The organism is Methylomonas methanica, assembly GCF_001644035.1.
GTDB lineage: Bacteria > Pseudomonadota > Gammaproteobacteria > Methylococcales > Methylomonadaceae > Methylomonas > Methylomonas methanica_A.
The window spans coordinates 1-12,585 of sequence record NZ_LUUG01000118.1 but is presented as its reverse complement, the minus strand read 5'-3'; the positions used below and the strand labels follow the sequence as shown (position 1 = coordinate 12,585).

Annotated in this window: 11 protein-coding genes; 3 read left to right on the top strand and 8 right to left on the bottom strand. The window is 50.9% G+C overall.

From position 1 onward, the window contains the following. From dxs to A1332_RS21765, 7 genes are all read right to left on the bottom strand, one after another. On the bottom strand, nucleotides 1-1,505 hold a 1,505-nt coding region (gene dxs, locus A1332_RS21795), incomplete at its 3' end, for a 1-deoxy-D-xylulose-5-phosphate synthase (RefSeq protein WP_064010513.1). A 2-nt stretch (nucleotides 1,506-1,507) separates the two neighbouring features. Next, a complete protein-coding gene (locus tag A1332_RS21790; RefSeq protein ID WP_082879828.1) occupies nucleotides 1,508-3,139 on the bottom strand; it encodes a copper resistance D family protein in 1,632 nt (543 codons plus the stop codon). A gap of 5 nt (nucleotides 3,140-3,144) precedes the next feature. Beyond that, nucleotides 3,145-3,504 carry a copper resistance CopC family protein gene (locus tag A1332_RS21785; protein ID WP_064010512.1) on the bottom strand — a complete coding sequence of 120 codons (360 nt, stop codon included), beginning with the start codon at nucleotides 3,502-3,504 and terminating at the stop codon, nucleotides 3,145-3,147. A 10-nt stretch (nucleotides 3,505-3,514) separates the two neighbouring features. Further along, nucleotides 3,515-4,900 carry an aspartate aminotransferase family protein gene (locus A1332_RS21780; protein ID WP_064010511.1) on the bottom strand — a complete coding sequence of 462 codons (1,386 nt, stop codon included), beginning with the start codon at nucleotides 4,898-4,900 and terminating at the stop codon, nucleotides 3,515-3,517. A gap of 83 nt (nucleotides 4,901-4,983) precedes the next feature. Next, the gene (locus A1332_RS21775; RefSeq protein ID WP_064010510.1) at nucleotides 4,984-5,688 is read right to left on the bottom strand and encodes a phosphorylase; all 705 of its coding nucleotides are present in this window, start codon (nucleotides 5,686-5,688) and stop codon (nucleotides 4,984-4,986) included. Beyond that, the gene (shc, locus tag A1332_RS21770) at nucleotides 5,685-7,640 is read right to left on the bottom strand and encodes a squalene--hopene cyclase (protein WP_064010509.1); all 1,956 of its coding nucleotides are present in this window, start codon (nucleotides 7,638-7,640) and stop codon (nucleotides 5,685-5,687) included. The genes A1332_RS21775 and shc overlap by 4 nt, the downstream gene beginning before the upstream one ends. A gap of 9 nt (nucleotides 7,641-7,649) precedes the next feature. Further along, nucleotides 7,650-8,741, bottom strand: a complete 1,092-nt coding sequence (locus A1332_RS21765; RefSeq protein WP_064010508.1) for a phytoene/squalene synthase family protein — start codon at nucleotides 8,739-8,741, stop codon at nucleotides 7,650-7,652. 439 nt (nucleotides 8,742-9,180) lie between these two features. On the opposite strand from A1332_RS21765, the gene hpnH reads away from it, so the two are divergent. The 3 genes from hpnH to A1332_RS21750 are packed head-to-tail and all read left to right on the top strand — an operon-like array spanning nucleotide 9,181 to nucleotide 11,986. Beyond that, nucleotides 9,181-10,284 carry an adenosyl-hopene transferase HpnH gene (hpnH, locus tag A1332_RS21760; protein ID WP_064010507.1) on the top strand — a complete coding sequence of 368 codons (1,104 nt, stop codon included), beginning with the start codon at nucleotides 9,181-9,183 and terminating at the stop codon, nucleotides 10,282-10,284. 46 nt (nucleotides 10,285-10,330) lie between these two features. After that, nucleotides 10,331-10,936, top strand: a complete 606-nt coding sequence (locus tag A1332_RS21755) for an ABC transporter substrate-binding protein (protein WP_064010506.1) — start codon at nucleotides 10,331-10,333, stop codon at nucleotides 10,934-10,936. A gap of 21 nt (nucleotides 10,937-10,957) precedes the next feature. Next, nucleotides 10,958-11,986, top strand: coding sequence for a VacJ family lipoprotein (locus A1332_RS21750; RefSeq protein ID WP_064010505.1), 1,029 nt, complete (start codon nucleotides 10,958-10,960; stop codon nucleotides 11,984-11,986). 31 nt (nucleotides 11,987-12,017) lie between these two features. Here A1332_RS21750 and A1332_RS21745 read toward each other — a convergent pair whose 3' ends face one another. Next, on the bottom strand, nucleotides 12,018-12,533 hold the full coding sequence (locus A1332_RS21745) for an adenine phosphoribosyltransferase (protein WP_064010504.1): 516 nt from the start codon (nucleotides 12,531-12,533) through the stop codon (nucleotides 12,018-12,020). Nucleotides 12,534-12,585 lie beyond the last annotated feature (52 nt).

Here is a 12,585-nt window from a genome sequence, read left to right as displayed (position 1 = left end):
TGATGGCGGACTTCGCCCTTGCCGATGGCCAACTCGGTCAAGGCTTTGTCGATCGTAGCCCCCGGACCCTTGCCACGCGGATACCGCACTGAGGCCGGCCCGTTGTGCTTGAAACCGGTGGTCAGCATCTGCCGGCACTCGTTCTCGTCGGCCGGGGCCATCACCAACATGTTCGGGATACAGCGCATATAGCTGTAATCAAAAGAGCCGGCATGGGTCGGACCGTCCGGCCCCACCAAGCCGGCTCTATCCAGGGCAAACAACACATCCAGATTCTGCAAGGCCACATCGTGGATTAATTGATCGTAAGCCCGCTGCAAAAAGGTCGAATAAATCGCCACCACCGGCTTGGCGCCCTGACAAGCCTGACCGGCCGCCAGCGTCACCGCATGTTGTTCGGCAATCGCTACATCGAAATAACGTTTCGGAAATTGCTGGGAAAACGCCACCAAACCCGAACCTTCCCGCATCGCCGGGGTAATCCCCAGCAGCCGCTCATCCTGCTTGGCCATATCGCACAACCAGGTACCGAACACTTCCGTATAAGTCGGATGCGGCGAAGGCGCGGCTTTGGGTAAATAATCCTTGGTTGGATCGAAGGCGGGTACGCCGTGATACGCCAAGGGATCTTTCTCGGCCGGTGCGTAACCCTTGCCTTTTTTGGTGACCACATGCAAAAACACCGGCCCCGTCAAATCCTTCAACTTCTCCAGTGTGGACACCAACATCTCCACATCGTGGCCGTCAATCGGTCCGAAATAATTAAAGCCCAACTCCTCGAACAAAGTACCCGGCACAATCATGCCTTTCACATGTTCTTCGGTCTTGCGGGCCAATTCCCACACCGACGGCATACTGGCTAAAGCCTTCTTACTCTCTTCGCGCACCGAGGAATAAAACTTACTGGATAACACCTTAGTCAGGTAATTATTCATCGCCCCAACCGGCGGTGAAATCGACATATCGTTATCGTTCAAAATCACCAACAGATTGGCATTCACATCGCCGGCATGATTCATCGCTTCATAAGCCATGCCGCCGGTAATCGAGCCGTCACCGATGATGGCCACCATCTTCTTGTCTTCGCCGCGCAATTGCGAGGCAATCGCCATGCCCAGGGCGGCACTGATCGACGTTGATGAATGCCCGACCCCAAAGGCATCGTATTCACTCTCCGAACGGCATGGAAACGCCGACACGCCGCCGAAGGTGCGAATTGTCGGCATCCGGTCTTTCCGCCCTGTCAAAATCTTATGCGGATAAGCCTGATGCCCCACATCCCACACCAACTGATCCGATGGCGTATCGAACACATAATGCAGCGCCACCGTCAGCTCCACTGTGCCCAGACCGGCCGAAAAGTGGCCGCCGGAAATGCTGACCGTATGGGTCAAAAAGCTACGCAACTCATCAGCCAGCGGCTTCAGTTGCTCCGGCTTCAGCGCGCGTATGTCGGCAGGGGTCTGGATGGTTTGTAACAGCGGAAATTCGTTAGTCTGTTTCATAATCAGTACAGGGGTTCACGATAGAACATCAGGATGACGCCTATCTGGAATAAGGCGGCTACTGAAATAAATCCGGCAACGTTTTTGCCGGGCGAATCCAGCTTAAGCTCCAGCCAGCGGCCGCAAGCCAGGATCAGCGAAAACACGCCCATCATGGTGTGGCCCACTTGAATCAAGAAGGCAGATTTCGCCTCAAAACCGACATGCGAATGCGCCAGCAGCATCATACCGCCGAACGCGGCCAGCAATGGAAACATGTAGGGCATGAAACCACTGTTGTTGTTTAGCCGGGCCCTGACTTCGATCAAGCCCAGCACAAATACCAGCAAGGTGGCGATGCGATGCTGCAAAATTTCGCCATTGTTAAAGGTGCTTTCCCAGAAACCGATAGGACCCAGCGGCCAGCTTTCCGCGTCGCTACGGAAAAATAGAAATACACCCAATGCCATAAAACCGACCGGCCAGAAGCGTGCCCAGCGATGAAAACGGCTGGAGAACGACAACATCGCAAAAAAGCTCATCGTCGTCAGGAAAATGCCGGAAATGTTGTGGTTGTAGTCTGACCAAGCGGTAGCGGCTTCCGACGGAATCTGACCGACAATCGCTACCCGTCCGGCTTCGCCGGCGATCAAGGCTTCATGGGTCGGCGACTCCCAGCGCGGTATGCGTGGATGGAACATGTTCAACACTTCTTCGAAGCTGGCGGTCAGATGCGGAATATCGACTGCGGGCGGCTGGGAAGCCAAGCTGGCGGCGGTGAATAGGATGGTCAGCAGAATCAGGGTTTCCGCTTCGATGTAATAGGGTACGCGCGCAGTCAGTGCATAAAGGCTGCGACTAGTAAAATAGGCATTGACGGCTTGGCGGTTTAACCAAGCGAAGCCTAGCGCCAGACCTAGCATGATAATTTTTACCAGTAACAGATTGCCGTAACCCGCGCCGATGAAGCCTTGGAAGGTACGGATGTAATACCACGCCAGCGGTGTGCCGGTGGCTAGTAAAACCACGACAGCGCTGATGCCCACAACCGAGAAACGTTTTAACAATAACGGCCAAACTTCGACAGCGATCAAATTGCGTTTTTTCAGACTCCACAAGGCCAGGATTTGAAAAATACCGCCCACCCAGGTAGCAGCGGCCATTTGATGTGTGACGGTCAGGGTCATCAACAGACCGCGATCTTCTAAACGACTGGCGCCATGTACCAGCCAGGCCGCGGAGATGACCAGCGGCACGATAATAGCTGTCGATAGTACCCAGAATTGTTTGGATCGGGGGTTGCTTTTTAGCGTTTGTCTGATGAACAGGGCCAGGATAAATGCGCAAGTGGCACGTGCCAAACCCGCTTGGAACTGCACAGTTTGGAAAAACGCCGGAAACGGCGATTTGCCCAAGGTTGCCGCCATCAACCAAATTTTCAGGCCGATTTTCGACAATTGGGTGATGATCAGCGCTTTGCTGCCGAAATGGATCAGGTTGACGGTTTTGGTCAACAAGGCGGAGTTATACAGCGCTTCTTCATGCCACGGACGCAGCACGAACAGCCCCCATAGCAAGCCACCGATAGTGATGGAATAAAAGGTGAGATCGACGCCGCCTATCAGTGAGTCTAAATAATTTGCAATGCCTTCCATGAGGATCACTTAGCCTGTTTAACGAAAAAACGGAGCAGGTCTTCGCTGAGATGACCGTCAGCTGCAAATATTTTTAATTTGATCGCATATTCTCCCGGCTCCAGGGCAGGCAGATGCAGCAATACTTGGCCGGGTTTTTCGCCTGGCGTGGCAGTAATGGTTTGCATTTTGTCGCCGGCACTGACCAGGAATACTTCCGATAAATCCAATTCCACTTTGGAATTGAACGATAGCTCTACTTGGCTGGCCAAGTTGACCGGCACCGGGTTGAGTTTTAAAGAGTTATGCGTGACGACTGCGTGGCCGAAAGCGGTGGTACTGGCGATCAGTGCCAATGCGAACAAAGCAGGTTTGAAAAAATTCATGTGTGGCACCTTATTTTTTGTTTTTCAGAGCATGGCCGGCCAAGTTTTTACCCAGCGTCCAGATCGAACCGGTGACGTTGTGCGTATCGGCGATGGTTTTCTCCACGGAGTTAACAATCCAGTCGCGGTCTTTTTGGGTCAGCGTCAGCGGCGGTAAAAATTTGACCACGTTCATGCCGTGGCCGGCCACTTGTGCCAGTACCCGGTGTTCCTTAAATAGCGGAATAAGGATCATTTGGCAGAACAAGCCTTTGTTGGCCGCTTCCAGCATGGCCCAGGCGGCCTTTAATCCCAAGCTTTTGGGGGCATGGAATTCGATGGCTATCATCGAGCCTTTGCCGCGCGCCTCTTTCAGGAATTCGTATTTCGGCGCCATGGCGTTGATGGTAGCGATGATGTCTTCGCCGACCTTGGCACTGTTTTCGACCAGTTTTTCTTCATGAACCACATGCAAGGCAGACAAACCGGCCGCCATTGCCATATTGTTTTTCGAAAAGGTCGAACCATGCACTACGGCTCTATCCATACGGTTGAACACGGTGTCCATGATGTGGGTGGTCATCGCTACGCCGCCGACGGGAATGAAGCCGCCGGACAAGGCTTTCGCCATCAAAATCATGTCGGGTTTTACCCCCCAGTGCTCGATAGCCCAGAACTTGCCGGTGCGGCCGATGCCGGTCTGAATTTCGTCGGCCACGAATAAAGTGCCGTATTTTTTGCACAAGCGTTCCACTTCCGGCAGGTAGTTATCGTCCGGAATATTGACGCCTTTGCCTTGAATGGGTTCGACAATGAAAGCCGCCACGTCTTTGCTGCTCAAGGCTTGTTCTAGTGCGGCCAAATCGTTGAACGGCACCGAGGTGCACTCCGGCAGCAGCGGGCCGAAGCCTTCGCGGAAGATGTGTTCGCCGGTCAACGATAGCGAGCCCATGGTTAAGCCGTGATAGCCGTGGTCGCAATGTACGATGCGCGAGCGCTTGGTGGTGTAGCGGGCGAATTTGATCGCGGCTTCGACAGCTTCGGTGCCGGAATTGCAGAAAAACATTTTTTCCAAATTATCCGGGCAGGTAGCGAGAATTTCCTTGGCCAGCAGGCCGCTGAGCAAGGACACATCCATCTGTACCAGACTGGGTAATTCCAGCGTCAGGGTTTCTTGCAGGGCTTTGATTATGGTCGGATGGTTACGTCCCATCGCAAACACGCCGAAACCACTCAGTAAGTCCAGGTACTCGTTACCGTCTTCGTCGTAAAGATATTGGCCGATTGCTTTTTTATAGTTTCTGTCGTAACCGATAGTACGTAAGACTCGCACCATCTGGTTATTCAGATGATGCTCATGCAAGTCGAATTTCTCGTCGAAATGCTGAGTAAAAAGATCGGCAATGCTAAAAGACATGTAATACCTCGTAAGTGCTTGGTTTATTTCCGGATTACGCCATGTTCCCGCTGCTTAACCCATCAATAATTCATGGTTTTCTGCTAAAAAACGATGATTTCGTTTAGTTGTTTGGCAATGATTTTCAAGGTTTTTTGAGCGGCATGAAAATGTAAGCCCAGCTTGATGAGGCTGGGCGCTTCCCATGGGTGGGTTACCAAAAAACGCAAGAGTTTGCTGGTTTCTACCTGACCCTGACCATTCAAGGCTTGGGTAACTGCTTTGGGTAGGCTCATGCTTACCGGATCGGCTATCGTGCGAATTGCCAAACAAGGTAAGTTTGATTGCTCGGCAATTTTGGCCATGGCGCAGCTTTCCATGTCCAAGGCAATCGCACCGGTTTGCCGGTATATATTCTGCTTATCGCTGCTGTTGCTGACGATATGACTACTTTCCGCCAGCTTGCCATTGGAAATCGGAAATTGCGTATCCAGCAACTCATGTAAGCGTTTGCGCCAGCGGGGGTCGGTATCGAACACTTGCTGTTGCTCCGATAGCAGTTGCTCGGCCAACATCAGATCACCCGGTTTTAATTGCGGTGATAAGGCTGCCGCGCATCCCCAGCTGATCAGTTTTTTGGCGCCTTTGGCGATTAACAGATGCGTGGCCCGTTCCGCGTTGATCGGTCCGGCACCGGCAAACGCCAGGAGAATGTTGTCGGCGATGCTGACGCAATCACCCTGTACCAGCTTCAGGCGGGTCAGGGTGGAGAGCTCTTCCGGTAGTGCAACAAGAATGCCTATGGTCACTGTTTGGCTAATTCGTTACGGTATCTAGCCAAAGCCCACAAGGGGAAGAACTTGTCATAGCCGTGATATTTCAAATAAAACACCTTTGGAAAGCCCGGTGCGGTAAAGCAAGGGTCGTTCCAAACGCCGTCCGCTTGTTGGTTGCGCAGCAGAAAGTCGATGCCGGCTTTGACTTCCTGGCTGTGGACTTCGCCGGCGGCGATCAAACCCAGCACGGCCCAGGCGGTTTGGAAGGCGGTGCTGAAATGGTAGCGGCCACGGAATTTCTTATCGTCGTGATAGCTCAGGTTGTCTTCACCCCAGCCGCCATCTTCGCGTTGTACGCTTTTCAGCCATGCCGCCGCTTTGGTATACATCGGGTCGGTTTTCGGCACATCGGTTTGCTCCAGACCCAGCAAGGCTGACCAAGTGCCGTAAATGTAATTGGTTCCCCAGCGGCCGAACCAGGAGCCGTCGGCTTCTTGATCGCCACGGATATATTCGATGGTGCGTTTCAGCGCCGGTAAATATTCGTCGTGATCTTTCGCAACCCGGGCCATCAACATCGCGCAGCGGGCGCTGACGTCGACAGTGGGGGGGTCGAGCAGGGCACCGTGGTCGGCAAACGGAATTTCGTTCAAATAGTAATAAGTGTTATCGACATCGAAGGCGCCGTAGCCGCCGTTTTGCGATTGCATGCCAATGATCCAGCGAGTGGCCCTGTGGATAGACTCGTCTAATTCGGGCAGATTGGAATCGGCCATGGCAAAGCCCACTACCGCAGTATCGTCTACATCGGGATAATGCGGATTGGCGAATTGAAACGCCCAGCCACCACCAGCCAGATTGGGACGGCGGACGCGCCAGTCGCCCGGTTCGTCGGACAATTGCACGCTTTTTAGCCAATCGTAAGCTTTAGTAAGGCTGGGGACGTTTGCTGCCTTATCGGATTCTTGCAATGCCAGCGCCGCAAGCGCCGTATCCCAAACCGGCGACAGACAGGGTTGGCAATAGGCGTAATCGTCTTTGATCACCAGAAGTTTGTCGATGGACTGGCGGGCTATTACGACATTGGGATGATCGGCCGGGAAGCCCAACAGTAACATCGATTGATAGGCGTTAACCATGGCTGGAAAAATGCCGCCCAAACCATCTTCGCCATTTAGCCGTTCGGTAAACCAATCAACGGCTTTTTGAATGGCGTGTTCGCGCACGCGTTGCGGAATCAGCGGCTCGGTAACGCGGCCTAGTTTATCCAGGCCCAGGAAGAATTTATTCAACAGAGTCCGTTCCGGAAAGTAATGTTTTTCCTCGTCCGGATGAACGACAAACAATTCCAAAACGTTGACCTTATGCGGATTTTTGGCTTTGGCCTTTAATGTGCACATGATGAACAGCGGTACCATCACGGTGCGCGACCAATAGGACACTTTGTCCAGATGAAACGGAAACCAGCTGGGCAGCAGCATAATTTCCACCGGAATATAGGGTACGCCGCGCCACGGCAGTTGTTCGAATATCGCCAGTGCGATACGGGTAAACACATTGGCGCGCGCTGCGCCGCCTTGGCTGAGTATCCAGTCGCGCAATTTAACCATATGTGGAGCGTCTATCGAGTCCCCCGCCATTTTCAAAGCGTAATACGTTTTGACACTGCCGCTGATATCGCCGGGGCCGCCGGTAAAAAGCGGATAGCTGCCGTCTTCGGCTTGGCGGCTACGCAAGTAAACGGCGATTTTGCGCTGCAATTCTTCGTCGATGTCGTCCAGGTAGTGCATCATCATGATGTATTCGGACGGGATGGTGCAGTCGGCTTCCAGTTCAAATACCCAGTAACCTTCCGGGCTTTGCAAACTGAGTAATTTGGCTTGGGCGCGTTCGATGGCGGCATTCAGTAAGCCAAGGCCGGTTTTGCCGGTATTGGTATTGCTGATGTCTTGGCTGCTGGTATCTATATGGGCTTCAGTAAACATAGTGATTCCTTATTGTCCAGTGTGCGATATAGGTGAATATTGCCAATCCGGCGATTTCAAATTACGGCTGGTCAGGTTAAACAGCAGGGATAGCAGCATATTGCTGCGAACCGTCAGTTTGGTGGCGACAATGGTGGCTTTGACGCTGTTGCGGCTGATTTTGACCTGATTGGATTCGTTGAAATTAAGGTTTGCCTTGATTTTCTTCAAGGTCAGCACGGCCATGCCCAATGCCCAAAGGCAAAAATTGCGGATGCCGGTTTCGTGGCTGGGCAGGAGTCGGGTATAAGTTAATGCATTCTGCAAGTGACCATGAGCGATAGCCACCAGGTGGCTCAGGCCGAGGCGGAAACGCTCGTCGTCGGTGGCCGGTGTCAGTTCAGCCAGATTGAAGCCGGTTTCGGTGAAAATGTCTTGCGGTAACCAGCACACGCCGCGTTTGGCGTCGTCCCAAATGTCTTTCAGGATATTGGTCATTTGCAGGCCTTGGCCGAACGAGACTGAGAGTCTTAGAAGCTCCTCGCGATGCGCGGCAATTTTCGGCGAATAATGGCAGAACAATTTGGCCAGCATCTCACCGACGCAGCCGGCGACGTAATAGCAGTAGTCATCCATGTCTTTCATGGTTTTCAAGCCGGCATGCAAATCCAGAGCTTGATATACCGGCATGCCGTTGGCCATGGTTTCCACGCAACAAGCCAGCGCTTCGATTTGCGGAGCGTCCAGCGAGCGGGTTATAGCGATGACGCGCGGCACCAGGTGTATCAGGCTGTGCTCAGCCGGAATGGTTTGTTCTGACAGTAACGGGGCCAGTTCTGCGCTGAATACGTCTGCGTTATTGCCGGTGTTGACTATGTCTATAAAAGCGGTACAGAAATATTTTTTTTGTTCGGGGCTAAGGGATATTTCGTCTTCTATGGTGTCAACAATGCGGCATAACAAATACGCATTCGCCACAGCCGGATACAACTCGCCAGGTAGTTGCGGAATAGTTAGCGCAAACGTGCGCGACACGCCTTCAAGCAGGGTGGCTTGCAGTTCGGCGTCGGGTAGTTGTCTGAGCAACTCCGGATTGTTGATTAAGTTTTGAGATCCGTTCATCTGTATCAAGGCTAACTATTAGTAGCCCAAATGATAGACTGTTTGTTGGTGTTTTGCAAAGTGATGTTGCTTTATGGCAAATTTGCCGAAAAACTGCTGCCAAAAGCAATATATGAGCTGTTGTGTCTAGTCTTTGTTGTTGTTTTAGAAAAATAATTATGGCTTTTTAGCTGCTAGGCTTTCTTGTGGTTGTTAGGCGGCTTTGTGTAGCTTTCAGGAAATACGCACATGTTCTTGTTGTTTTTTGCGTATTTTATCTGGAGTATGTTGTTGGAAAGTGGTATTCTGACCACATCTAATTGTGCGCCTTGAGCCTCATTGGCGGTCTAAATAGGCCGCAGCAGGTGTCACTTCTAGGATGGTTATCGGTTTTCGGCTGTTGTTTTTTTGTAACAGCCGTTGTCGCTGGATGTCGTGATAGTTTTTGGAGAATAATGCTGTGAGTGTTCCTTTACGTCAGCAATTGGCTGTAGGTAGTTATCTGATCAAGCAAAAAATCAAAGGTGTAAAAAAGTATCCCTTGGTTCTGATGCTGGAGCCCCTGTTCAGATGCAATTTAGCTTGCGCGGGCTGCGGTAAAATCGATTATCCCGATGATATTCTGGATAAGCGTCTATCGGTTGAGGAATGTTTGGCTGCGGTCGATGAGTGCGGCGCGCCCATGGTTTCCATTCCAGGCGGCGAACCGTTGATTCATAAGGAAATGCCGCAGATTGTGGCCGGCATCGTGGCCAGGAAGAAATTTGTTTATCTGTGCACCAACGCCTTGCTGTTAAGAAAACGAATTAACGATTACACGCCATCGCCTTATCTGACGTTTTCAGTGCATCTCGATGGTTTAAAAGATCGGCATGATGCCTCCGTTTGTCAGGAAGGGGTTTTCGACATCGCTGTGGAAGCCATCAAATTAGCCTTGGGTAAAGGTTTCAGAGTGACCGTTAACTGCACCTTGTTTCAAGGTGAAACGCCGGATGAAGTGGCGGAGTTTCTCGATTATGCGATGGAGTTGGGCGTAGAAGGAATCACTATCGCGCCTGGATTTAGCTACGAGCGAGCGCCTAAGCAAGATGTTTTTATTAAAGGTCTCGACGTTAAAAACCTGTTCCGCGGTATTTTCAAAATAGGCAAGACCCGTAAATGGAAATTGAACCATTCTTCGCTGTATTTGGATTATTTGGCCGGCAATCAGAATTACGATTGTACGCCATGGGGTAATCCAACGCGCAACGTGTTTGGCTGGCAAAAACCTTGTTACTTATTGGCAGATGAAGGTAATGCCAATTCTTTTCAAGAGTTGCTGGATGATACGCCTTGGGACAAATACGGCACGGTGAAAAATCCTAAGTGCGCTAATTGCATGGCGCATTGCGGCTATGAGGCAACAGCGGTCGAGGATACCTTGGCGCATCCATTGAAAGCTTTGTGGGCGGCAGTGCGCGGTCCCAAAACCTCCGGTGACATGGTTGCCGAAAAGCAGCCGGAGTTTATTGCTTCTTTCAAGAAATCGGCAATTTCCGAGATTCCGGTAAAAGTAGAGTCTTAAGGCGAACTCAGGAAGTCATCCTCATTAACAGGTTTTTATAACGACTATGTTTAAAAAATTGTATTTCGGTCTCAGTTTGCTAATGCTTGTCTGCCTGTCTCCCTTGGCTAGCGCTGAAGAGATTTCTGCTCGTCAGGTCGTCGATGAGTTTCAAAATCAGCTGTTGAGCGTCATGAAGGCGGGCAAAGAGCTTGGCTTTCAAGGGCGCTACGACAAGCTGGATGTGGCGGTAAAGAAGAGTCACGATCTGCCTAAAATCGCCAGAATCGTGGTCGGCAAACAGTGGGAGGAGCTGACTACCGAGCAGCAGAACAAGCTGGAAAGCGTATTCAGCAAGCTCAGTGTGTCAGCGTATGCTCATAACTTTAAAGACTATTCGGGCGAATCGTTTACCTTTGCCTCCGAAGAGGAAACCGGCAGGGGCGGTGTTGTGATTCACACCAATTTGCATATTCCCGGCGAAAAGGATGTCAAGTTTGATTACATGATGAAGAAAAAAGACGATGGCTGGCAAATTATCAATATAATAGCCGATGGTGTCAGTGATTTGGCATTGAAAAGATCGGATTATACTAGCGTATTAAGCCGTGATGGCTTTGATGCCTTGATTGTTAAAATCACTGAGAAAATTGAAAGTTACGCAAAACAATAAGTTTGTTAGGAATCGTCAGTAATGTATAGCCCCCGTTATCAAGGCAACAGCCAGGCATCCCTGTTCTGGGTTATGTTATTTTCCAGCGCATTATCGGTAACCGGGTGTGCTACCACGGATAAGCATCCGGTTGACGCCAACAGAGCGTCTAAAGCTAAGATAGACGCAGCAGATCCTTACGAAGGTTTCAATCGCTCCATGTACGGGTTTAACATGGGTCTGGATAAGCATTTGCTGAAGCCGATTGCTAACGGTTATAAAACAGTAACTCCCAACTTCATGCAAACTGGCGTCAGCAACTTTTTTACTAATCTTAAAGGTATCAATGTTGTCTTGAACGATGTCCTGCAAGGTAAATTTGAGCAAGGTGCTTCAGATACGGGGCGTTTCTTGACTAACTCCACGGTTGGTTTGCTCGGCTTATTTGACGTAGCCAGCGACCTGGGATTGCAAAGCAATGTCGAGGATTTTGGGCAAACGCTTGCAGTCTGGGGTGTCGATCAAGGCCCGTACTTGGTATTGCCGGTTTTGGGCCCGACTACTGTCCGTGATGGGGCGGCAATTGTGGTTGATAAAGCCGCCAATCCTGGGACTTACGTACCGGGTACCGGCATTGTTGAAGGGATTAACGATAGGGCGAATGCAGAAGGTGCTTTGAATTTTATCGACGAAGCGGCCTTGGATCCTTACGTTTTTACCCGTGAGTCATTTTTACAATATCGCAAGAATTTGATCAATGACGGCAAGAGTAATTCGACTGACTACGATCTTGACATAGACGCGGACGTCGATGTCGGCGAAATTTCTTCGGCAAAACCTAAAGAAACTAACGCTACGCAAAAGCCTAAAGCCGATTCCACGAAAAAGCTACCCGGCCATGTACAAAATTCTATTGAGGCAAATCCCGGTAGTGCAAAGCCCAATAGCGCTGCGTTCGATACTATGTCCAAATCGTTCGATAACGCTGCCTTGGAATTTGAAAAGGCCTCGGACAAAATGGACCAGATTAGTAAAAAAAAAGACAGTATAAACGCCGTTAATTTTGTTTGAAGAGACGCAGGGAGCGTCTCTGTAATACCTTTTAGTAATGCAGCAAGGAATGCACCTCGTAGTTCCCCAGTTTCTCCCGTCCTTGCAGGAAATCCAGTTCTACCACAAAAGCACAGGCTACGACTGTTGCGCCTAACTTTTCGATCAGCTCGCAACTAGCTTTGGCGGTGCCGCCGGTAGCCAGCAAGTCGTCGATTAACAACACCTTATCGTTGCTGTCCACTGCGTCTATATGCACTTCCAGTTCCGCCGAACCGTATTCCAGATCGTAAGATACGCTTTGCACATCGTAAGGCAATTTACCGGGCTTTCTGAGCGGGATAAATGGAATACCCAGTTCCCAGGCGACCAGTGAGCCGAAGATAAAGCCGCGCGCCTCCATGCCGGCCACTGCGGTAATGTCGCGGCCCAAAAAGGGATGCAGCAGTTGGTGCACGGCCAAGCGAAGCGTTGCCGGGTCTTTGACCAGCGGCGTTATGTCTTTGAAAATGATGCCGGGTTTTGGGAAATCCGGAATGTCGCGAATCTTGTTTCTTAATCTATCCATTACCTATTCTCCAGGTTTACGCACAAACCGCTTGAATTTTCGCCAATATACC

Coding starts and splice junctions, on each gene's coding strand:
- A1332_RS21790 (WP_082879828.1), bottom strand. CDS start 3,139: ATGGAAGGCATTGCAAATTATTTAGACTCACTGATAGGCGGCGTCGAT.
- A1332_RS21785 (WP_064010512.1), bottom strand. CDS start 3,504: ATGAATTTTTTCAAACCTGCTTTGTTCGCATTGGCACTGATCGCCAGT.
- A1332_RS21780 (WP_064010511.1), bottom strand. CDS start 4,900: ATGTCTTTTAGCATTGCCGATCTTTTTACTCAGCATTTCGACGAGAAA.
- shc (WP_064010509.1), bottom strand. CDS start 7,640: ATGTTTACTGAAGCCCATATAGATACCAGCAGCCAAGACATCAGCAAT.
- A1332_RS21765 (WP_064010508.1), bottom strand. CDS start 8,741: ATGAACGGATCTCAAAACTTAATCAACAATCCGGAGTTGCTCAGACAA.
- A1332_RS21755 (WP_064010506.1), top strand. CDS start 10,331: ATGTTTAAAAAATTGTATTTCGGTCTCAGTTTGCTAATGCTTGTCTGC.
- A1332_RS21750 (WP_064010505.1), top strand. CDS start 10,958: ATGTATAGCCCCCGTTATCAAGGCAACAGCCAGGCATCCCTGTTCTGG.
- A1332_RS21745 (WP_064010504.1), bottom strand. CDS start 12,533: ATGGATAGATTAAGAAACAAGATTCGCGACATTCCGGATTTCCCAAAA.